Annotated in this window: 17 protein-coding genes, 1 tRNA gene and 1 riboswitch; of the genes, 12 read left to right on the top strand and 6 right to left on the bottom strand. The window is 45.7% G+C overall.

Going from position 1 to position 21,609, the window contains the following annotated elements:
• Positions 1-29 precede the first annotated feature (29 nt).
• Positions 30-725: a response regulator transcription factor gene (locus GCU48_RS04640; protein WP_152379220.1), complete on the bottom strand. Its 696-nt coding sequence runs from the start codon at positions 723-725 to the stop codon at positions 30-32.
• Positions 726-885: 160 nt separating this feature from the next.
• On the opposite strand from GCU48_RS04640, the gene GCU48_RS04635 reads away from it, so the two are divergent.
• Entirely contained in the window at positions 886-2,244 is a 1,359-nt protein-coding gene (locus GCU48_RS04635; protein ID WP_152379219.1) for a sugar phosphate nucleotidyltransferase, read from the top strand.
• 197 nt (positions 2,245-2,441) lie between these two features.
• Here the strand turns inward: GCU48_RS04635 and GCU48_RS04630 are convergent, their stop codons facing one another.
• The gene (locus tag GCU48_RS04630) at positions 2,442-2,957 is read right to left on the bottom strand and encodes a thioredoxin family protein (RefSeq protein WP_152379218.1); all 516 of its coding nucleotides are present in this window, start codon (positions 2,955-2,957) and stop codon (positions 2,442-2,444) included.
• Between the two features lie 584 nt (positions 2,958-3,541).
• Positions 3,542-3,636, top strand: a riboswitch (glycine riboswitch).
• Between the two features lie 168 nt (positions 3,637-3,804).
• On the opposite strand from GCU48_RS04630, the gene GCU48_RS04625 reads away from it, so the two are divergent.
• On the top strand, positions 3,805-5,223 hold the full coding sequence (locus GCU48_RS04625) for an alanine/glycine:cation symporter family protein (RefSeq protein WP_208811950.1): 1,419 nt from the start codon (positions 3,805-3,807) through the stop codon (positions 5,221-5,223).
• A gap of 235 nt (positions 5,224-5,458) precedes the next feature.
• Here the strand turns inward: GCU48_RS04625 and GCU48_RS04620 are convergent, their stop codons facing one another.
• A complete protein-coding gene (locus tag GCU48_RS04620; RefSeq protein ID WP_152379217.1) occupies positions 5,459-6,937 on the bottom strand; it encodes a PTS transporter subunit EIIC in 1,479 nt (492 codons plus the stop codon).
• Positions 6,938-7,281: 344 nt separating this feature from the next.
• Here GCU48_RS04620 and GCU48_RS04615 point away from each other — a divergent pair, with 344 nt between their 5' ends.
• Both GCU48_RS04615 and glpK read left to right on the top strand, forming a co-directional pair.
• Positions 7,282-8,103, top strand: coding sequence for an MIP/aquaporin family protein (locus tag GCU48_RS04615; RefSeq protein WP_152379216.1), 822 nt, complete (start codon positions 7,282-7,284; stop codon positions 8,101-8,103).
• Positions 8,104-8,134: 31 nt separating this feature from the next.
• Positions 8,135-9,628, top strand: a complete 1,494-nt coding sequence (gene glpK / locus GCU48_RS04610) for a glycerol kinase GlpK (RefSeq protein WP_152379215.1) — start codon at positions 8,135-8,137, stop codon at positions 9,626-9,628.
• 99 nt (positions 9,629-9,727) lie between these two features.
• Here the strand turns inward: glpK and GCU48_RS04605 are convergent, their stop codons facing one another.
• Positions 9,728-10,768 (bottom strand): LacI family DNA-binding transcriptional regulator, encoded by a 1,041-nt coding sequence (locus GCU48_RS04605; RefSeq protein WP_152379214.1) that lies wholly within the window; start codon positions 10,766-10,768, stop codon positions 9,728-9,730.
• A 296-nt stretch (positions 10,769-11,064) separates the two neighbouring features.
• Here GCU48_RS04605 and GCU48_RS04600 point away from each other — a divergent pair, with 296 nt between their 5' ends.
• From GCU48_RS04600 to GCU48_RS04585, 4 genes are all read left to right on the top strand, one after another.
• Positions 11,065-12,393, top strand: a complete 1,329-nt coding sequence (locus tag GCU48_RS04600) for an ABC transporter substrate-binding protein (RefSeq protein ID WP_152379213.1) — start codon at positions 11,065-11,067, stop codon at positions 12,391-12,393.
• A gap of 73 nt (positions 12,394-12,466) precedes the next feature.
• On the top strand, positions 12,467-13,360 hold the full coding sequence (locus GCU48_RS04595) for a carbohydrate ABC transporter permease (protein WP_152379212.1): 894 nt from the start codon (positions 12,467-12,469) through the stop codon (positions 13,358-13,360).
• Positions 13,360-14,178 (top strand): carbohydrate ABC transporter permease, encoded by an 819-nt coding sequence (locus tag GCU48_RS04590; RefSeq protein ID WP_152379211.1) that lies wholly within the window; start codon positions 13,360-13,362, stop codon positions 14,176-14,178. Before GCU48_RS04595 ends, GCU48_RS04590 begins: the two co-directional genes overlap by 1 nt.
• Positions 14,179-14,201: 23 nt before the next feature.
• The gene (locus tag GCU48_RS04585; RefSeq protein WP_152379210.1) at positions 14,202-15,548 is read left to right on the top strand and encodes a GH1 family beta-glucosidase; all 1,347 of its coding nucleotides are present in this window, start codon (positions 14,202-14,204) and stop codon (positions 15,546-15,548) included.
• 92 nt (positions 15,549-15,640) lie between these two features.
• On the opposite strand, the gene GCU48_RS04580 is transcribed toward GCU48_RS04585, so the two are convergent.
• Both GCU48_RS04580 and GCU48_RS04575 read right to left on the bottom strand, forming a co-directional pair.
• Positions 15,641-16,399, bottom strand: a complete 759-nt coding sequence (locus GCU48_RS04580; RefSeq protein ID WP_025717717.1) for an exodeoxyribonuclease III — start codon at positions 16,397-16,399, stop codon at positions 15,641-15,643.
• Positions 16,400-16,600: 201 nt separating this feature from the next.
• Positions 16,601-16,674, bottom strand: a tRNA-Arg gene (locus GCU48_RS04575).
• Between the two features lie 235 nt (positions 16,675-16,909).
• Here GCU48_RS04575 and GCU48_RS04570 point away from each other — a divergent pair.
• The 4 genes from GCU48_RS04570 (at position 16,910) to clpX (ending at position 21,565) form a co-directional block, all read left to right on the top strand.
• Positions 16,910-17,845 carry a hypothetical protein gene (locus GCU48_RS04570; protein WP_025717716.1) on the top strand — a complete coding sequence of 312 codons (936 nt, stop codon included), beginning with the start codon at positions 16,910-16,912 and terminating at the stop codon, positions 17,843-17,845.
• Positions 17,846-17,988: 143 nt separating this feature from the next.
• Positions 17,989-19,302 (top strand): trigger factor, encoded by a 1,314-nt coding sequence (gene tig / locus GCU48_RS04565; RefSeq protein WP_025717715.1) that lies wholly within the window; start codon positions 17,989-17,991, stop codon positions 19,300-19,302.
• Positions 19,303-19,705: 403 nt separating this feature from the next.
• The gene (gene clpP, locus GCU48_RS04560) at positions 19,706-20,296 is read left to right on the top strand and encodes an ATP-dependent Clp endopeptidase proteolytic subunit ClpP (protein ID WP_152379209.1); all 591 of its coding nucleotides are present in this window, start codon (positions 19,706-19,708) and stop codon (positions 20,294-20,296) included.
• A 12-nt stretch (positions 20,297-20,308) separates the two neighbouring features.
• Entirely contained in the window at positions 20,309-21,565 is a 1,257-nt protein-coding gene (clpX, locus tag GCU48_RS04555) for an ATP-dependent protease ATP-binding subunit ClpX (protein ID WP_025717714.1), read from the top strand.
• Positions 21,566-21,609 lie beyond the last annotated feature (44 nt).

The raw sequence follows: 21,609 nt of genomic DNA, 5'->3' as shown, positions 1-21,609 counted from the left end.
TCAGGTGGGGACTGGGTTGCATGATACGGCTAAATTTCGTATTTGTAGCCTCTGCCCCAGACTGTGCGGATATGCTGAGGATTTTTAGGGTCACGTTCTATTTTTTTGCGAAGGCTGGAAATATGTACGTCGATGGTACGATCCAGATAAGCGCCATCACCACCTTTGATCCGATCCATCAGCTCGCTGCGGGTAAAGACTTTCCCTGGATTGGAGGACATCTCTTTTATAATGGAAAATTCGATTTGAGTAACTTCAATTTCTTGGTCATCGACTAACAGGCTATGACGGTAATCATTTACCCAAACCCTTACCTTTTTAATCTTTTGGATTACCGTTTGCGATTCGGTAAGCATATTGCTGCCGCTGCGACGCAGTAAGGCTTTGATGCGTGCATTTAACTCTCTTAGACTGAAGGGCTTGCATAAAAAGTCATCCGCGCCGTCCTCCAGAGCTTTTATTCTTATATTCAGCAAGGTGTTATTAGAGATTACTAGCATAGGAACCGTTGTAAATTGACGGATCTGACCGATCAGTGCGCATTCAACTCTACCGCCAAACATCAGATCGGTCACAATAACATCCGGCTTAAAACGCATAAGTGTAGGAATGGAAAGTTTACAATCATAGATAAGCTCGGTATGATAACCTTCCTCCTGAAGGTGAAGAGCAATCATATCTGCCAAACTTTCTTGATCTTCAATAATAAGTATTTTTATGGGCATAACTGACATCTCCTGTATAGACAAAGATACAATAACATTGCATAATCATGTATTTGCCACGATAATACATACTTATGTATTCGGCAGAAACACGAAAAACAAACAGTCCTAATTAGAAGAAAAAATTTTAATTTAGAGAAAGAAGGTGGCATCTTTGCGAATGATTTTATTATCCGGAGGTTCAGGTAAGCGCCTTTGGCCCTTATCCAATGTGAACCGTCCCAAGCAGTTTCTTTCCATTCTGCGCCATGACGAGCGGCCTGAAAGCATGCTGCAACGGGTATGGCGACAATTAGATGAAGCGAATTTGGCTGATGAGGCCTATTTTTCAACGAGCGGGGCTCAGGCTGAGCTGATCCGGGGTCAAATTGGCGGAGATGCTGTGGTTATAGAGGAACCCGCTCAGCGCGATACCTTTCCAGCCATTTCACTGGCTACGGCCTACTTGCATAACGTTGCAGGTGCCTCACGCGACGAGATCGTAGGGATCATGCCAGTGGACGGATATGCGGGAGATGAATTTTTTGAGCATCTGCGCAGACTTCCTGCTGTTTTAGAGCAGTCGGGTAGTGATATCGCACTGATGGGAGCGGCTCCGACCGAGCCTTCAGATAAATACGGGTATATTGTACCTTCGTCATCTCCTGCGCTTGACCAGCCATTTTATAGAGTTAGCTCATTTGTAGAAAAGCCGGATCTCATTCGTTCGGAAGCGTTGATCCGTGAAGGGGCCTTATGGAATTGCGGGGTGTTTGCTTTCAGACTTGGTTTTTTGTTGGATATACTGGAGCAAAAGGGGTTGCCAGCAGACTATGAATCTCTTTCGACAAATTATGCAGACTTGCCCAAAACGAGCTTCGATATTGCAGTAGTAGAGCAGACACGTAAGCTCTCTGTGCTTCCATACCATGGAGAGTGGAGGGATTTGGGCACCTGGGATTCGTTGGTACGGGAGATGAGCTCAGAGCTGAGCGGGCCTGGCTATATTTCGGAAGCTTCACATGAATCGCATATTATCAATGAATTGGAGATTCCGGTCAGCATCTGGAATGTTCCAGACATTATCGTTGTTGCCGGGCCGGATGGCGTACTGGTTACAGATCGACAATCTTCTACAGGCATTAAGGATATGGTGGCAGAAATTGAAATCGGTCCGCGTTTTGAAGAGCGCTTCTGGGGAAAGCAAACTGTATTATCTCATCAACAGGCGGCAAGTGGACTGCAGACAGTGACCAAACGAGTCGTCATTTCGGCTGGGAGATTTATCAGCTATCATGAACATCATTTCCGAAAAGAAGTTTGGACCATCGTCTCAGGAATGGGGAGCGTATGTATCAATGGCGTGACACAGACGGTCAGCCCCGGTGAGGTTATCGTCGTGGAGCCTGGTGCAAAGCATTTTATAGGGGCAATAGAGGGAGATTTGGAATTCATCGAGTCACAAATCGGACATATCGTATCTGAAACGGATATTAGTCGATACGAGTTTCCCGATCCGATGGACACTCATGCCCTATGATTTCTTACAATATAAGGGACTCGGGGGTAAATGTTCAGGTAATGAGAAGGTAGTAAAACAGGGGGAAGACCTATTTTTATTGAGTGGATACTTGTATGTTTTCCAAAAAAAAGGTATTCATGCTTTGGGCGCATGAATACCTTTTTTTCGCATGAACAGCTTGTTTGTATACCGTAATGCTTAGCGAAGCACAAGGCTTATAAGATAAGTTTCTTAGAAATCAGCCACTCTTTGACGGCATCCGTACTGAGGTCTCTTTCAGGCGTCCATTCTATTTTATCAATCAGCTTGCCCTGTTTGAATTCTGCAATCGTGGGGGTGTATTTTACATTGTAATCCGCTTTGAATTTATTCCATTGGGGCTTGTCTTCATGAATTTTATGAACATTAAAAAATGTAATTTTGGAGCCCAAATGATACTGTTCAACCATCTTGTTAAACTTAGGCTCAAAACGGTTGCAGTCACCACAGCTAGGTCTGCCGACGTAGACAAACACACTTTGATCCTGCTGAATCAAGCTTTTAAAGCCATCAAATGTAACCGCATTCAAGTGGTCATATATTTCGGGGTAATTGCTTTTACTCGCTTGAATTTCTTTGTCTTTCTGCTGAACAACCTGCTCCAGGTCCTGAAATTTCACTACAGCTGAAATAGCGATAGCAATGAGAAGCAGAACAATGACACTTAGCCCGGCGATATATGATTTTTTCACAGAAATCCTCCTTTTTTTACAATCTCACACTTACAATAAGTGATATTTCCATTTTTAGCTGTAATACTTGTCTCATGATGTACAAAAAAAGAAACTTTCCCTATGGAAAACTTCTTTTGTCCTAAAGCTAAACGTTAGACAACCACAGTCAATAAGTAATCCTCGCGCTTCACTTCTGTTTCCATTGTGCTCAGCACATCGAGATATTGAGCAGAATTCGTTACAATAATCGGCGTAGCCGTTGTGATATGCTCCCATCATAGTAAACAGTAGAAAAAACAAAAACTTCTACTGCTACAATGATGGGAGTTTTTCTAATGTCTAAAAGAAGTCCAGCGAGATGCTTTAGCGCCAGCATGTATCCTTCATATTGATCCTAAACTCACCATCAGGAAAGGAAGTTACAATAATATATCTCAGAGGGCTTCACAAATTTTTCACTTGTAATAAGCTGAAAGTTTTCTGTATAATAAAAAACAATTTCATATGTCTGGTTGATGTTTGCGGGAGATGGAACGAAAGTTCCGACCGAAGGGGCAAAACTCTCAGGTGCTTGGCTGATTACAGCAAGCGGGACCGTAAACGGACAGAACTCTGGAGAGACCCTTAATTGGGCGCCGAAGGTGCACCGCAGAGAACATCTGCTTAAACTCTCAGGCAAAAGGACAGAGACGCGAATAACCTGTGACAGGGAGTGCCCTACTTTTTTATAGCTATTTTAAGCTATGTAGTGGCCCAGAACCTGCACAAAAGGGTTTTATTTTTTCGTGCCTTTAACCTCTCCAGGAGTCGAATCAGCGGATTTGACTCTTTTTTGTTTTTTAATATGCTGGAGGAGCGGGTTGAGATGAATTTGGTACATGTGTTAGAAACGATTAGCAGTTGGATATGGGGGGCGCCTCTCATTATTCTCGTGATGGGAACGGGGTTGTGGCTGACCATACGTTTAAAATTGCTGCAGGTATTTCGCCTGCCTTTGGCGATCAAGCTGATTGGCAAGGCCCCCAATGAAGGCAGCGGGGATGTAAGCAGCTTTGCGGCCCTGAGCACAGCGCTTGCGGCTACAGTTGGCACAGGAAGTATTGTCGGCGTAGCGACAGCTATTAAGCTGGGTGGGCCAGGTGCTTTGTTCTGGATGCTCGTTGCAGCCTTTTTTGGGATGGCGACGAAATATGCGGAAGGTGTACTTGCGGTAAAGTACCGGGTGAAGGATCGGAATGGACAATTTTCCGGTGGCCCGATGTATTATATTGAAAATGGTCTGGGACGCCGCTTTAAACCGCTGGCGATGCTGTTTGCCTTTTCGGGTATGCTGGTGGCGTTATTCGGCATTGGAACGTTTCCACAGGTCAAAGCCATTGTATCCTCGACCGAAAACAGCTTTGGCGTTCCGCCAATTGCAACAGCGCTGATTATTGCCACCCTTACAGCACTGGTTACGATTGGAGGGCTCAAAAGCATTGCCAAGGTATCGACCAAGGTCGTTCCCTTTAAAACGGGCCTGTACGTGCTGATTTGTATCATCGTACTGATTCGGTTTGCTGACCAGCTTCCCGCCGCAATCGCGCTTGTGCTGCACTCCGCATTTTCGACCACGTCTGCGACGGGGGGATTTGCCGGGGCCACGATTATGCTGGCGATGCGCAGTGGGGTAGCCAGAGGTATTTTTGCCAATGAGGCGGGTCTGGGAAGCGCGCCGATTGCAGCCGCAGCTGCCAAAACCAAATGGCCTGCGGAGCAAGGGCTGATCTCCATGACAGGTGTGTTTATTGACACCATGGTTATCTGTCTGATGACCGGGCTGACGCTACTGGTTAGTGGTGTGTGGAGCGGTCCTACCGATGCGGGTCTGATGACTCAGCAGGCATTTTCCAGCGCATTTCCGCTGGGTGCAGAATTGCTTACGATCATTCTGATTATGTTCGCGTTCACGACCATGCTTGGCTGGAATTACTACGGGGAACGCTGTGTTGAATATTTGCTTGGCGTCAAATGGATTAAGCCATACCGATATCTGTTCATCGCACTGGTTGCCGGAGGCGCGTTCATCAAGCTGGATGCCATCTGGCTGCTGGCAGATATCTTTAACGCGATGATGGCCTTTCCGAATCTGATTGCACTGCTCGGCTTGTCGGGCATTGTCGTTGCAGAAACCCGAACCTATATGGACTCCCTCTATCCTAATAAGAAAAAGGGTATTTTTGCAGGTGCCAGTGTTGGTGCGACTATCCAGGTAGAAGAAAAAGGACAGGCGGCCAATTCATAATAATTGAAAGCCGTAAACTATAAAGGGAGTGCCTTCAGCCATCACAGGCTTATAGGACACTCCTTTTTGATAGTATCATCAAAACTTGTGGTTCATGGATTCAAGTAAATTCGATTCTTAACTGCCCGGCGGCAAGGTCGGAAATAAACTGGCATAGCATCATTCACCCACCCAAAAAAAGCACGTGTGTGTCTTTAATATCAAGATCACGCAATCTGGTTCATCGTCAGAATTGTCATATTAGGCGCTGTATTTCATCTTTCAGAATTTCCGACCGAGTACCGAAAATAACCTGCACTACACCGTTGCCAAGCCTGATGATTCCCGACGCTCCAAGCTGCTTGAGGGCTTGGTCGTTTATAGCATGGTCGTCTTTGACTGTCAGCCGTAGTCGTGTAATACATGCATCAATGCTTTGGATATTGTCTGAACCGCCAAGCTGGGCCAGTATCTTCCCTGCATCGTTCGCTTGGCCGTCAGATAGGACTTCTGGCTTTTCAATGGATATGGATTGGTTTGTATCCGAAAGGAGGCTGTTTTCTACGTCGTCTTCACGTCCAGGGGTTTTGAGATTGAATTTGATAATGATAAACCGGAACAGGAAATAATATACGACGGCAAAAGCTAGACCGACTGCAATCATTCGCAGCGGGTGGGTGGATAGCTTCATGTTGACCAAATAGTCGATGAGTCCTGCTGAAAAAGAAAAGCCGAGCTTGACATCCAGCAGGTACATGATCAGGCCACTCAGACCTGTAAGCAGCGCATGGATGCCATAAAGCAACGGTGCAACGAACATAAAGGAAAATTCAAGGGGCTCGGTAATTCCGGTCAAAAAAGATGCGAGCGCAGATCCAATGAAAATAGAAGCGACCGCTTTACGCTTTTCAGGTTTGGCCGTATGGATGAATGCGAGAGCGGCTGCCGGGAGAGCAAACATCATAATAGGGAAGAAGCCGGACATGAATAGGCCAGCTGATTTATCGCTTGCAAAGAAACGGGTCAGGTCACCATGAACAACCTCGCCAGCTGCATTCGTATAGTTACCAATCTGAAACCACGCGATTGAGTTTAGTACATGATGCAGACCGAGCGGGATCAGCAGTCGATTGGCAATCATGAACACCATCGACCCTATTCCGCCGAAGCCAACGATCCAGTTGCCGAAGGTCGCAATCGCATCTTGTATCGGGCTCCAGATCATACCGAGCAGAACAGCTAAAATCATGGTGGTGAAGGCGGTAATCATGGGGACGAAACGTTTGCCGGAGAAGAAGCCGAGCCAATCCGGAAGCTGGATGTTATGGTACTTTTTGAACAGATAAGCGGACCAGCCACCGATAAAAATGCCGCCGAGCACCCCCATATCCAGCTTAACGTCATCGGGGATATACGCGAAAATGCCCGGTACTGCCGCCAAAATACGGGTCAGCACCATATAGGCGATGACTGCAGATAGTGCGGCTACAGCATCCCCTGCCAGACCGATCGCAACACCGATGGCAAAGATTAATGCCAGGTTGCCGAAAATGGCCCCGGCGCCTTCGTTCAAAAAAGGAGTGACATAATGATTCAAAAAGCCACCTACCACAGAGCCAAGCGGAATATCCGTCTCATAGTTGATCAGAGCCAGCCCCTGCAAAATTCCCGCCGCGGGTAGCGTTGCTACCGGAAGCATTAACGACTTTCCGATTTTTTGCAATAATTTCAGCATAACCTTCTTCCCTTCATCATTCAGTTTGGGAACAACATGTTCTCTCTGAAATATGTGCCGACAACAAAAAAGAACCGCTATGCTACCCATTTTTTTACATCATAAAGTGGAGCATCTGACATGGTCAACGATTATTTTGAACCATAGAACAGCGTAAATTCGTAGTTGACATCGCTTACATCCTTATATAATATCAAATTTAAGTTAATAATCGTGACGGAGACAAGAGAGCCACGCAGACATCCTATGCTAAAGCACGGGAGCGGTTTGTGATGGCTTTTCTTTTTTTGTTGTGCGCGATGAAAGCGATTAAAATTGGGTGGTCTATTGAGGAGGTAGGTTATATGTCGCCATACGTAGCCGAATTTATAGGGACGATGATTCTGATTGTCCTGGGTGGCGGAGTGTGCGCAGGGGTATCCCTGAAAAAATCATTTGCCCACGCTTCCGGCTGGATTGTCATCGGAATGGGGTGGGGACTCGCGGTTGCTATTGCAGTGTACGCGGTAGGTCAAATCAGCGGAGCGCATTTGAATCCGGCAGTGACACTGGCGTTGGCATTTCAGGGTGTCTTTCCATGGCAAGACGTTCTCGGGTATATTGTGGCTCAGATTCTTGGTGCCATGGCGGGTGCTGTGGTTGTGGTTTTACATTATTGGCCCCATTGGAAAGAGACAGAGGACGCAGCAACCAAACTCAGTGTATTTGCCACAGGGCCGGCTGTGGATCATCCATTCGCCAACGTGCTGAGTGAACTGATAGGTACTTTCATTTTTGTTCTTGCTTTGCAGGCGCTTGGTGCCAATTCATTTACAGAGGGCCTGAAGCCGCTAATTGTGGGTTTTCTGGTAGTGAGTATTGGTTTATCGCTTGGCGGAACGACGGGTTATGCGATTAATCCGGCGAGGGATTTTGGCCCGCGGCTTGTACATTATTTACTACCGATTCCCGGCAAGGGAGCATCCAATTGGAAATACGCCTGGGTACCAATGGTAGGACCGCTGTTGGGAGGCTCCTTCGGAGGGCTGTTTTACCAGGCAGTGTTTAAAGGATATCTAAGTCCGGCTTTCTGGATTATGTTAGGCATCATTGTGATTGTGCTGCTGGTTACCTTCCGTTTCAGTCGTACTTACAAAAGCCATAAAGTCAACAAGCTTACAGTATAAAATCAATAGATTTACAGGGGAGAGATGAACAATGGGAAAATATATTTTGTCACTGGACCAAGGAACGACAAGCTCAAGAGCGATTTTGTTCAATCGCGAAGGGGATGTGGTGTACTCGGCTCAACGGGAATTTCCACAATATTTTCCCAAACCCGGCTGGGTAGAGCAGAATGCAAATGAAATCTGGAGCTCCATTCTGGGAGTCATTGCCTCCTGTCTTTCCGAATCCGGTGTAAAAGCAAACCAAATTGCCGCCATCGGTATTACCAATCAGCGAGAATCGGTAGCCGTGTGGGATAAAAATACGGGATTGCCTGTGTACAACGTGCTCGTATGGCAGTCGCGCCAAACCTCGGACATCTGTGAGGAATTGAAGCAGCAAGGACATGAGGAGCTGTTTCACAGCAAAACGGGGCTATTGATCGATCCGTATTTTTCCGGTACCAAAGTGAAGTGGATACTGGACCATGTGGAGGGTGCGAGGGAAAAGGCGGAGCGGGGCGACTTGTTATTCGGCACGATTGATTCGTGGCTGATCTGGAAGCTTTCCGGTGGAACGGCACATGTGACGGACTACTCCAATGCAGCTCGGACGCTGATGTACAACATTTATGAGCTAAAGTGGGACGAAGAGCTGCTCGACATTCTCGGTGTGCCCAAAATCATGCTGCCAGAGGTGAGACCTTCCTCTGAGGTATATGCGCACACGGTGGATTATCATTTCTTTGGTCAGAATATACCGATTGCCGGTGCAGCGGGTGACCAGCAGGCAGCCTTGTTCGGCCAGGCTTGTTACGAAAAAGGGATGATCAAAAACACTTACGGCACTGGCTGCTTTATGCTGATGAATACGGGGGATCAGCCTGTGGAATCCAAGCATGGTCTCATTACGACCATCGCATGGGGGCTGGAGGAAGGCAAGGTGCAGTATGCGCTGGAGGGGAGCGTATTTGTAGCAGGCTCTGCGATCCAGTGGCTGCGCGACGGTCTGCGCATGTTTCGGGAAGCGAAGGATAGTGAGCCCTATGCGGCCCGTGTATCATCTACAGAAGGGGTGTATCTTGTACCTGCTTTTGTCGGACTGGGCAGTCCTTACTGGGATAGCGAGGTGCGTGGAGCGATGTTTGGGCTGACACGTGGAACTACAAAGGAGCATTTTATCCGTGCTACATTGGAGTCGCTTGCTTATCAGACCAAGGATGTGCTTACAGCAATGGAGATTGATTCCGGTATTTCAGTTAAAGTGCTGCGGGTGGATGGAGGAGCTGTGCTGAACAATTTTCTGATGCAATTCCAAAGTGATATTTTGGATGCTACGGTGGAGCGGCCTGTTATTCATGAGACGACGGCACTGGGTGCCGCATGTCTGGCAGGTTTGGCTATTGGGTACTGGAAGAGTATGGATGAACTTCGCAAGCGTGTAAGGGCAGAGCGTTCATTTGTTCCTACTATGGATGAGACAACGCGAGCCAGCCTGTATGAAGGCTGGAAAAAGGCCGTGAGCGCGGCGATGGCCTACAAATAGCTTATCCGACTAAAATACAAAATGCCCCGCAAGATAGATACTTTGAGAAAAAGTGTCCATCTTGCGGGGCACAATTATGTCTGGGGGTTAAGGTGTATACTAGCCCTTAACCATCGTATGGTTCCAATTTTGCCGGGCTCCGCAGGAGCTGCGAATGACCAGCTCGGGTTCTACTTTAATACATTTCGTCTCCATTTGCTTATTCATCAGGTCAAACAGCACCATAGCGGCCAGGCGGCCTATTTTTTGTTTGTCTTGTTTTACAGTGGTCAGTGGAGGATCGGTATAACGACAGGCCTCTATATCATCACATCCCACCACAGCAATATCCTCGGGCACCCTCAAGCCGCTTTCCTTGAAAGCCCGGATGGCACCAAAAGCAAGTAGGTCAGTAGCCGCGAAAATAGCTTTTGGTAAATCTCCTTGCTGTATCCACGCCTTTGCTATCTGGTATCCATCTTCTGCCGCATAGTCCTTGGCATACAAGATCCATTCGGGTCTGACATCAAGACTAAACCGTTTTAGTGAAGTGATAAAGGCTTCTTCTCGCTCTTTAATCACCAGAGATGGGCGTTCAATGCCTATAAAACCCATATCGCGGTAGCCATTCATGTAAAAATGCTCAACAACCTTCATCGAGATTTTCTGATTGTCGGACATAATGTAGCAGGAGCTGGCTCCGGTTAATTCAATGTCGACACCAATGCAGGGGATGGGGCTGGCATCGAGATCAAAAACGCTCTTTTCCACTTCATCTCCTGCAATAATAATACACCCGTCCACTGAAAAATATTTCGAACGAGCCAAATAGTCCTCTCCATTATCCAGAAATTTTTCATTTGAGAAAAACAGCAGATCGTAACCGAGCAAGCCAATCTGTTTTTTGAAGACATTAATGATATCTACAAAAAAAGGATGGCTAAAATCGACATTCAGTTTGCCAGCGAATATAACGCCTACCAAATTTGATTTTTTGGTAGCCAGCGTTTTAGCCGAGGAGGAGGGTCTATAGCCTGTTTCCTCCATTATTTTAAGCACCCTCTGCCGGGTTTCCTCACTGATATCTGTGTAATTGTTTATGATTTTTGAAACGGTTGCTACCGAAACGCCTGCCATACTAGCTATTGTTTTTATATTCATGAAATCCTCCGAGACTAAACCAGTTTAGTTGAATTGACTTTGTATTCTGAATTTTAATGATTACTCGTATTCTATGCTACCTTATAGAGGAGAGTCAACACTGCTATTTAAGTTATAGTTTTATATATTTTGGGAAAATAAGGTTAACTTAGTAGTGGTTCATGTTTTTTTGATATTTCATAAATCTCTATTTACAAATACAGGTCATTCGTTACATAATAATAAACGTAAATAACGAAACTGCTTTCGTAAACGGAGATGCATTTATTCTAAGATTATGTGGGGGGGATTCTGCAATGCTAAAAAAGAGTTTTTTATTACTTATTGTAACCGCTTTAATTGTGGTGTTGGCTGCTTGCGGTAAAGGTAACAATGCTGTACAGAACGGGAATAAAAAGGTCACTTTGAAGATTATTCATTGGCAGCAGGAGAATATTAATAACTATATAAAGGAATTTAATAAAAAGTTTGAAGAGAAGTATCCAGATGTTCAGGTGGAGTATACGACGGTACCTGCTGACTCAACGTATGACCAACTGATGCAAACGCGTATGAATGCTGGTTCATCTGGTGATGCAGACATTATTCCTCTGAAATTCAGCTTCGTAGGAGCTCCGCAGGAGTGGTCAAAGGGAGCAGCTGATCCAATGTGGAAGCAATGGATTGACGGAGGACTAATAGCCGATCTGTCGGATCAAGCCTTTATCAAAAACTATAATCCTACAGATGTCAAAAATGCCATGACCTATAAGGACAAGGTATACGGAGTAAATATGGGTAAGGTGGCGCTGACAGGTTTGTTCTACAACAAGGAAATTTTTAAAAAATATAATCTTGCGGTACCCACAACTTGGGATGGGCTGGTAAATGTTATGAAGGTACTCAAGGCTAACGGTGTGGAACCGATTGGCTTCGGCGGTAAGGATGTATGGCCTATTAACCTTGCTGTCCAAGGGCTTCAAGCCTCTATTCATGATGATCAGCTGGAATATATCAAAGGGCTGTGGACCGGGAAGACGAAGCTGACAGACCCTTCCCAGCTTGAGGTGCTGGAAAAAACACAAATTTTGATGAACAATGCCATCGGTGGATTTATGGGGATTGACTATGGAACCTTGCCAAGTTTGTTTGCTACAGGACGTGTAGCTATGATTGCGGATGGCACCTGGGATGCAACTACGATCCAGACAGCCAATCCAGAGCTGAAATTTGGTTATTTCCCAATTCCGGGCAGCAATGATCCCGCCAAAAATAAAAATCTTGCAGGCAAGTACGATATGACATGGATGGTATTGGAAAAGTCGCCAAACAAGGATTATGCGATCAAATGGCTTGAAATGCTCTCTGAAAAGCAAAACTACACCGATTTCGTGAACGCTGCCGGATTTTTGCCAACACAGCCTGATGTGAAGATAAGTAGTGAATTTGTGAATGAAATCCAGCCTTCGCTGGAAAACTTCAAGCTCTCTTGGGATCAGTTGTTTATCAATCGCAAAAATGTTGGACAGTACATTAAAGATTCCAGCGTACATGCGGAATTTCTCGCGCCTGCCGGTCCGTTAAAGACGCCTTTGGAGCTTGCCCAAAAATCGCAGGCGGACTGGGATGCAGCAGCCCCTAAATAAATCAACGGGCTTTACATGAGCTCAGATCGGCATCTGTAAAGCCTTCATAATAATGTAAAAAGGTGTGAGGCCCATGTATCCTTTCGGAAAGGGCGCGGCCCGGTTAATGCCCTATCTTTTGCTGAGTATTCCGGTGCTGCTCTATTTGCTTCTTGGCTTTGGTCCTTCAATGGTAACCGTATTGTTTTCCTTTACAAATGCTTCGGGAGTTCCGGGACAAACATGGAATTTTGTCGGATTTGAGAATTATATGACCTTTTTTACCTCCTCCGATTCAGGAGATCGGATTGCTTCCATGGGTCGTTCCTTATATTTTGCTACAGCGGTGGTTGTGATTCAAAATGCAGTAGGACTGTTCATGGCCATCATTATTAATAAAAAGCTCAAAGGTGATGTGTTTTACCGCGCTGTATTTTTCCTGCCTGTCGTGCTTGGAGTAACGGTATCCGGCCTGATCTGGCAGCTGATTGCCAATCCGCTTGGCGGTCCTGCACAAGCCTTGATGAACTTTTTTGGAACCAGCTCCAACTTCTTTGGCGATTACAATATTGCATTTGAACTGATTATTTTTGTGCAAGTCTGGATGTACATGGGTTACTCGATGACTATTTTCTTGGCCGGACTCCAATCCATTCCCAACGATTTATATGAAGCAGGGTATATGGACGGCGCTTCCGGGTGGAAAGCGTTCAAAAATATTACCTTTCCGATGATTGCGCCGTCCTTCACCGTCAATATGCTGCTGTCCATTATCGGAGCCTTGCAAACCTTTGACATTATTTATGTGCTGACAGGTGGTAAATTCAACACGACGACACTTGCGTTTGATGTGTATGCAACAGCCTTCAGCACGGGGACGTCGGATTACGGCCTTGCTTCTGCAGTAGCCATGATCCAGTTCTTGTTCGTATTTACAGTGTCGATGATTGCTCTGTATTATTTGCGCAGAAGAGAGGTGGAAATGTAATGAGCAGTAGTAAAGGAACAAAGCTACTGAGCTATATCATCGTACTGCTCATGCTTTCGTTATATTTATTCCCGCTTTTCTACCTCTTTAATGTATCAATGAAGACTCAAAGTGAGTATCTGATTGACCCTGTAGCTATAGCCAAAAGTCTGCGCTTTGAGAATTTCATGGGCGCTTGGGAAAAAGGGAACTTCTCTCAGTATATGTGGAACAGTATTTTGTATACGGGAGTATCTACGTTGTTAACGCTGGTGATATCCGTGTTTGCGGCTTTCCCGCTGGCGCGGGGATATGTTAAGTTCAGCACCTTTTTTTATGTGTTTTTCCTGATATCCATGTATCTTCCGAACCCGCTGATCCCGCAATTTGCTCTCATTAATAGTCTGGGACTTTACAATACGCAGCTTGGTTTTATTTTGCTGAAAACTACGGGTACCGGCATTGCCTTTCTGATGTTTGTGGGATACATCAAGTCTGTATCCCGAGAGCTGGATGAAGCGGCTGCAATGGACGGGTGCGGATATTCACGCTATTTGTTTACGATTCTTGTACCGCTGATGAAACCGGTGCTGGCGACAGGTATCATTTTGACAGCAATTGGGGCGTGGAACGATATTATAGGTCCTACCATTTATTTATCTGATCCCGCGTATCAGCCGGTGACCAAGGGATTGTTCTCTTTCTATGGACAATACATGAATAACTGGCCGCTGCTCGCTTGCGGTATTCTGATTGTTACACTACCGCTGGTTATTTTGTATATTTTCCTCCAGCGCTTTATTGTCGGCGGTGCAATGGCCGGAGCTGTGAAGTCTTGATTTCTGAAAGGATGGTACCGAGTATGAGTGAGAATGCCTTCTTATTTCCAGCCACGTTTATGTGGGGAACCTCGACCTCTTCTTATCAAATCGAAGGTGGTGCAGCTGAGGAAGGAAGAACACCTTCCATTTGGGATACCTTCTGTCAAGTACCCGGGAAGGTGATGGGCGGTGACTGCGGAGAAATAGCTTGTGACCATTTTCACCGCTTTAAGGAAGATGTGCAATTAATGAAGCAGCTGGGCTTTGTACATTACCGTTTTTCCGTGGCCTGGCCGCGTATTATTCCCGCACCCGGCATGGTTAACGAACAGGGCCTGCTTTTCTATGAGCGCCTGCTGGATGAGATTGAGGCGGCCGGGCTAATTCCGATGCTGACGCTGTATCATTGGGATCTTCCGCAATGGGTCGAGGACGAGGGTGGATGGACGAATCGCGGGATTATCCAGCATTTTATAACGTATGCGTCTGTAATCATGGATCGGTTTGGACAGCGTATAAGCTGGTGGAATACGATAAATGAGCCGTACTGTGCCTCTATTTTGGGCTATGGTACAGGAGAGCATGCCCCTGGCCATGAGAACTGGAGGGAAGCCTTTACTGCCGCCCATCATATTCTGATGTGCCACGGGATAGCCATGAATTTACACAAGGAAAAGGGGCTGACGGGTCACATTGGTATTACGCTGAACATGGAGCATGTAGATGCAGCTACTGAACACCCTGAGGATATAGCCGCTGCCGTCCGGCGGGATGGATTTATTAATCGTTGGTTTGCCGAGCCGTTGTTTAACGGGAAATATCCTGAGGATATGGTGGAATGGTACGGAGCGCATCTGAATGGAATGGATTTTGTACAGCCTGGTGATATGGAGCTGATCCAGCAGCCGGGGGATTTTGTGGGCATCAACTACTATACACGCAGCGTTATTCGAGCAACTACAGACGCTTCGTTGCTTCAGGCAGAACAAGTGCGCATCGAGGAACCAGTAACGGATATGGGATGGGAGATTCATCCCGACTCCTTTTATAAGCTGCTGACCCGGATTGAAAAGGATTTTACCAAGGGTTTGCCCATTTTAATTACGGAAAACGGAGCAGCGATGAAGGATGAACCGAGCCATGGGAAAATTGAGGACACCGGGCGTCAGCGCTACATTGAGGAGCATTTAAAGGCATGTCATCGCTTCATCGCAGAGGGAGGGCAGCTCAAAGGCTATTTTGTCTGGTCTTTCTTTGATAACTTTGAATGGGCTTGGGGCTACAGCAAACGCTTCGGTATTGTACATATCAATTACCAAACACAGGAACGGACACCTAAACAAAGTGCGCTGTGGTTCAAGCAAGTGATGGCGAATAACGGGTTTTAAACAGATGTTCGTAATAAATTAAGCCGTCATGCTGCAATACAGAGCATGACGGCTTTTAAGACTGCATAAAGACTTGTGTAAGGAGGACTATGCTAAATATCTTGCATATCCAGTATAACAGGGCAGTGGTCACTGCCCGTAATATGGCAATCAATGCTTGCATCTATCAATAGCGGGCGAAGTCTGTCCGAGACGAGAAAGTAATCGATCCGCCAGCCGATGTTCCGTTCTCTCACCTTCGGCATGTAGGACCACCAGGAATAAACATCCGTCCGGTCAGGATAAAAGTATCTGAAGGTGTCTGTAAATCCAGCGTCGAGCAGCTGCGACAGGCGCTCCCGTTCCTCAGGCGTAAAACCGGCATTGCCGTAGTTGGCTTTTGCATTTTTCAAATCAATTTCCTGATGAGCCACATTAAGATCACCACAAATAATGACAGGTTTCAATGCATCCAGCTGTTGCAGATAGCTGCGAAAACGGTCCTCCCATTCCAGTCTGTACGGTAGCCGTGAGAGATCTCGTTTGGTATTGGGAGTATATACATTAACGAGATAAAATTTCTCGAATTCCAGAGTAATGGTTCTGCCCTCAGGCTCCTCATTTTCTTCAAGTCCATAGTGCACGGAAAGCGGCTTGATTTTGGTGAAGATAGCCGTACCGGAGTATCCTTTTTTCTCGGCATAATTCCAATACTGTGTGTATTCCTCCATGTTCTCCATGAGGATTTGGCCCTCTTGAAGCTTGGTTTCCTGAACGCAAAAAATATCAGCATTCGTTTCTTTTAGATAAGTATAAAATCCTTTGGTCACACAGGCTCTTAAACCATTAACATTCCAGGATATTAATTTCATTGTTGATCTCCTTATTACTCAGCTCTTCTACATTAAAATAGTTACTTGGATCTAAAAAGGGATACTCTCTACCGGTGGAGACTGCGAAGTTTAGGCTAACGATACGCAGGCCATGACATTCTGTGCCCCAGGAAGATGCTCATACTGTTGCAACAAAAAAAGCTTCCTAATTAGGAAATTAGGAAGCTTCTGCAGTACATACGTCCCAGGAGGGATTCGAACCCCCGACCGACGGCTTAGAAGGCCGTTGCTCTATCCAGCTGAGCTACTGGGACATAAAATTCAAGCGAATATTAATGTATCACATGGATAAGAAAGATTCAAGTCTTTTTTTCATATTATTTGATTGTTTTTGACTTTGTGCAGCATAAATTCAGAGTAGGTGTAGTTTTTTTTGCCTTATAAAAGGGTATGTTAGAATACAGGTGAATATGTTGAAGACGAGTGGTTGGACTTAAGCTGCTGTTTCTCATATAATCTACAAATACTTTAGCTTACGGAGGAGAGGGGGTGCCTTTAATAAAGGACTCCAAGGTGACGACAAAAGAAAATAATATTGTATTGTTTCCGAAGACACTGGACTATTATCAAATTCAACTTACTGTGATGCTTGAGAACGAACGTTATGGAGAGGCGATGGCGATGCTGCGTTTTTTAATGCAGTGTCAGGGACAGGAGCAGAAACAATACGATGAATGGGAAGCTCTATTGCAATGGCTGGAAGCTGCCTTTCCACAGTATGCTGACAGTGGGGGAGTAACGAGCGCTGTGGAAGAAGACGAGGTCGATGAAGTGGAATTGGCTCGTCGCCATGCACGCTTTAAGCAAGAGCAGGATGCAGGGTATGGCAATAAGCTGCTGCAGATGGCTATGGATGAACCCTTATCCGAACAGACGATTTTAGCACTTGAGCAGTTGTCCTATCTGGATTTACCGGAAATTGACGCTGCCTTGCTTCGTTGGATAAAGGAGCGGGAAATCCATCCTCTCCTCCAATTCCGTATTTTACAAACACTGCGACGACGCGGAATGGAAGGGACGATAGAAATCAGACGGGGAGATGAAAAAGCGGAGATTGATATTGAGACCGTTCCGCTTCAGCCGGGTGATTTTCCTGAACAGATCATGCGTATCTTGGAACGGGTAGCCGATCAGACCGAGGTACATGAGCCTGCGCTGTTTTATTTTGCGCAGGAGCTATGGTCGCAGTTTGTAATGGCTGTATACGGTACGAATGATTACAGATCGATGCTGGTGGAGGAGGACGGAATGCCGGATATTTGGGCGGCAGCTCTCCATCAGACGGTTTCGGAGAGTTTGAGTGGACACAACAATGAGGAAGAAACACGTGCTATTTACGGCATTACAGATGCGCTGCGCTTTCGTTTTGAGCAGGCGTATCGATCAATGCGGCTATTTGTAGCTGCGGGAATGAATACTCCTTAATGCCCGGAAACGTTTACTTGTAAAGCATTCAAAGGGCTGCTCTTGAAAAAGACAGTAATGTTAGATATACTATAATGGTTATTTTGTGTGCGTTGATTGTAATGAAAACTAAGTGAAGATTTTGTTGGAGGGGAAAGCATAAAATGAAAGCAACTTGGGAGAAAATAGAGAAGAACCTTGGGGTTCTTGAAGTTGAGGTTGACGCGGATCGTGTAGCCGCTGCACTCGACAAAGCTTTTAATAAAGTGGTAAAGCAAGTAAGTGTACCAGGATTCCGTAAAGGTAAGGTACCACGTCCTATTTTTGAAAAACGCTACGGAATTGAGAGCTTGTATCAGGATGCAATTGATTTCCTGCTGCCAGAAGCTTATGGCGAAGCTGTAGAGCAAACGGACATCTTCCCGGTTGACAGCCCGGATGTTGAAATTGATCAATTTGCTAAAGGCGAATCTTTCAAATTCAAAGCGAAGGTTACAGTTAAGCCTGAAGTAACTCTGGGTGAGTACAAAGGCGTAGAAGTACCTGTAAGCAAACTTGAAGTTAGCGACGAAGAGTTGGCTCAAGAGCTGGAACGCCTGCAACAACGCCATGCTGAATTGGTTGTCGTTGATGAAGATGCAGCTCAATCCGGCGATACAGCTATTATTGACTTCGACGGTTCCGTAGACGGCGTCCAGTTCGAAGGCGGACAAGCTGAGAAGTATTCTCTGGAGCTGGGCTCCAATACATTCATCCCTGGCTTTGAAGATCAAGTGATCGGTTTGCACACTGGCGATTCCAAGGACGTTGAAGTAACGTTCCCTGAGAACTACCATTCTGCTGACCTGGCTGGTAAACAAGCCGTATTCAAAGTGAAAGTTCATGAACTGAAACGCAAAGTTCTTCCTGAACTGGACGATGAATTTGCTAAAGATGTAAGTGAATTTGACACATTGGCTGAATTCAAGGAAGACTTGAAAAAGCAATTGCTGGAGCGTAAGGAAAACGAAGCTAAAGCAGCTCGTGAGGGTGCTGTGGTGGAGAAGGTTGCTGAGAATGCAACAATCGACATTCCTGAAGCAATGGTCAAGAGTGAAGTGCAAAACATGGTTCGCGATTTCGACAACCGTCTGCGCAGCCAAGGCATGAACCTTGAAATGTTCCTCGGCTTCTCCGGTCAAAGCAAGGAAGATCTGGAAGAGCAAATGAAAGCTGATGCTGAGAAGCGCGTGCGTAACAACCTCGTGCTGGAGCAAGTGGCTAAAGCAGAAAACATCGAAGTTTCCGAAGCGGAAATTGATGAAGAGCTGAAAAACATGGCTGATGCTTACAAACGTTCTGTTGAAGAAATCCGCAGTATTCTGGAAAGTAACGGCTCGTTCGCAAACTTGAAAGAAGAGATCTCGCTGCGCAAAACAATTGCTTTGCTGGTAGAAAACAGCAAGGAAGTTGAAGCGCCAGCTGCAGCTGCTGAGTAATTCAAACGATAAAATATACGAGGTATGCTCTAACAGGCTGCAACGTAGTAATTAGATAGAGATAAGGCACGTAGTGAAAGTTACGTGCCTTATTTTTACCTTAGGCAACCCAAATTTTAGTCGTTTATGGAAAACGTTGTGAGTGGTGTTTTCTTGTTTTACATAAGTCACTACCGTATATTTGCACATACATACGAAACATGGTTAAATATGAGAAGGTCTTGGCAAAGCATATAACAGCCGCACTACTAGATGAGCGGATGCAAATATGACACAAGACTCTGAACATGTTAAAATATTTTGTAAGGTGTTCCGGTTTCATGCTCGCCGCTTTCGTTTTAATGGGACTTAACAAGCGGATGAATACAGTGTTCATTTTAATTAAGAAAAGAGGTTGGTCGTGATGAGTCTCGTCCCTATGGTTGTGGAACAAACGAATCGAGGAGAACGATCTTACGATATTTACTCGCGGTTGCTTAAGGATCGCATCATTTTCCTAAGTGGCCCAATTGATGACGATGTCGCCAATCTCGTCATTGCACAGTTATTGTTCCTTTCTGCGGAAGATCCGGAAAAGGACATCAATTTGTATATTAACTCGCCAGGCGGTTCTGTAACTGCGGGCATGGGTATATATGATACAATGCAATTTATTAAGCCGGACGTATCGACGATCTGTGTGGGCATGGCTGCAAGTATGGGCTCTTTGCTGCTCACAGCGGGTGCACCAGGCAAAAGATATGCACTTACCAACAGTGAAGTTATGATCCATCAGCCGCTCGGCGGCATTCAGGGGCAAGCCTCAGATATGCTGATTCATGCGGACTGGATTATCAAAACACGTACCAAGCTGAATCAAATCTATGTAGAGCGTACAGGTCAGCCCCTCGAAAAAATCGAACGTGATACTGACCGGGATTTCTTCATGGAAGCAGAAGAGGCAAAAGCATATGGTATCATTGACCAGGTGCTGTCTAAACCGATTAATCTGTAAAGGGGTGGCTCTATGTTTAAATTTAATGATGAAAAAGGACAATTGAAATGTTCTTTCTGCGGCAAATCTCAAGATCAGGTTCGCAAGCTTGTTGCCGGACCAGGCGTATATATATGTGACGAATGCATTGAGCTGTGCACGGAGATTGTGGAAGAGGAATTGGGTCATGAGGAAGAAGTAGATCTGAAAGACATTCCGAAACCCATGCAAATCCGTGATATTTTGGACCAATATGTCATTGGTCAGGATCAAGCGAAAAAATCGTTGTCTGTAGCGGTATATAACCACTACAAGCGTATTAATACACAAAACAAAATTGATGATGTAGAATTGCAAAAAAGTAACATTCTGATGCTTGGACCTACAGGTTCGGGTAAAACGTTGCTAGCGCAAACCATGGCTAAAATTTTGAACGTACCTTTTGCTATCGCAGATGCCACCTCCCTCACGGAAGCTGGTTATGTGGGTGAAGACGTTGAAAACATTTTGCTGAAATTGATTCAAGCTGCCGATTATGATGTGGAAAAAGCCGAACGCGGCATCATCTATATTGACGAAATTGATAAAGTAGCCCGTAAATCCGAAAACCCGTCCATTACGCGTGACGTATCGGGTGAAGGTGTACAGCAGGCGCTGCTTAAAATTCTGGAAGGCACGGTTGCTTCTGTACCTCCGCAAGGTGGTCGCAAGCATCCGCACCAAGAGTTCATTCAAATTGACACCACAAATATTCTGTTTATTTGCGGCGGTGCCTTTGACGGTCTGGAGCAAATGATCAAACGCCGTATCGGTAAAAAGGTCATTGGCTTTAATGCCACTAGCGAACAAAAAGATCTGAAGCCAGGCGAATATACTTCAATGGTATTGCCTGAGGATCTATTGAAATTCGGTCTGATTCCGGAATTCGTGGGACGTTTGCCAGTCATTTCTACGCTGGAGCCGCTTGATGAGAAGACATTGGTTCGTATCTTGTCTGAGCCGAAAAATGCGTTAACTAAGCAATACCAGAAGTTGCTGGAACTGGATAATGTGCAACTGGAGTTTAAGCAGGATGCTCTGGAAGCCATTGCTCGTGAGGCGATCAAGCGTAATACGGGTGCTCGTGGTCTTCGCGCGATCATCGAAGGTATCATGCTCGACGTCATGTATGAAGTTCCTTCCCGTGAGGATGTAACGACTTGCGTTATCAATGAGCAGGTAGTAAAAGACAAAATCGCACCGGAACTCGGTGGTACAGATAAGGATAAAAAACAAGAAGAGAGCGCCTAAGGATTGATACTTCGCGATCTCTACAACATGAGAAGCCGAATCTC

The organism is Paenibacillus brasilensis (assembly GCF_009363115.1).
GTDB lineage: Bacteria > Bacillota > Bacilli > Paenibacillales > Paenibacillaceae > Paenibacillus > Paenibacillus brasilensis.
The sequence above is the reverse complement of the archived record's forward strand: the minus strand, read 5'-3'. Positions and strand labels throughout refer to the sequence as shown.

Coding starts and splice junctions, on each gene's coding strand:
- GCU48_RS04640 (WP_152379220.1), bottom strand. CDS start 725: ATGCCCATAAAAATACTTATTATTGAAGATCAAGAAAGTTTGGCAGAT.
- GCU48_RS04635 (WP_152379219.1), top strand. CDS start 886: ATGATTTTATTATCCGGAGGTTCAGGTAAGCGCCTTTGGCCCTTATCC.
- GCU48_RS04625 (WP_208811950.1), top strand. CDS start 3,805: ATGAATTTGGTACATGTGTTAGAAACGATTAGCAGTTGGATATGGGGG.
- GCU48_RS04620 (WP_152379217.1), bottom strand. CDS start 6,937: ATGCTGAAATTATTGCAAAAAATCGGAAAGTCGTTAATGCTTCCGGTA.
- GCU48_RS04615 (WP_152379216.1), top strand. CDS start 7,282: ATGTCGCCATACGTAGCCGAATTTATAGGGACGATGATTCTGATTGTC.
- glpK (WP_152379215.1), top strand. CDS start 8,135: ATGGGAAAATATATTTTGTCACTGGACCAAGGAACGACAAGCTCAAGA.
- GCU48_RS04605 (WP_152379214.1), bottom strand. CDS start 10,768: ATGAATATAAAAACAATAGCTAGTATGGCAGGCGTTTCGGTAGCAACC.
- GCU48_RS04600 (WP_152379213.1), top strand. CDS start 11,065: ATGCTAAAAAAGAGTTTTTTATTACTTATTGTAACCGCTTTAATTGTG.
- GCU48_RS04595 (WP_152379212.1), top strand. CDS start 12,467: ATGTATCCTTTCGGAAAGGGCGCGGCCCGGTTAATGCCCTATCTTTTG.
- GCU48_RS04590 (WP_152379211.1), top strand. CDS start 13,360: ATGAGCAGTAGTAAAGGAACAAAGCTACTGAGCTATATCATCGTACTG.
- GCU48_RS04585 (WP_152379210.1), top strand. CDS start 14,202: ATGAGTGAGAATGCCTTCTTATTTCCAGCCACGTTTATGTGGGGAACC.
- GCU48_RS04580 (WP_025717717.1), bottom strand. CDS start 16,399: ATGAAATTAATATCCTGGAATGTTAATGGTTTAAGAGCCTGTGTGACC.
- tig (WP_025717715.1), top strand. CDS start 17,989: ATGAAAGCAACTTGGGAGAAAATAGAGAAGAACCTTGGGGTTCTTGAA.
- clpP (WP_152379209.1), top strand. CDS start 19,706: ATGAGTCTCGTCCCTATGGTTGTGGAACAAACGAATCGAGGAGAACGA.
- clpX (WP_025717714.1), top strand. CDS start 20,309: ATGTTTAAATTTAATGATGAAAAAGGACAATTGAAATGTTCTTTCTGC.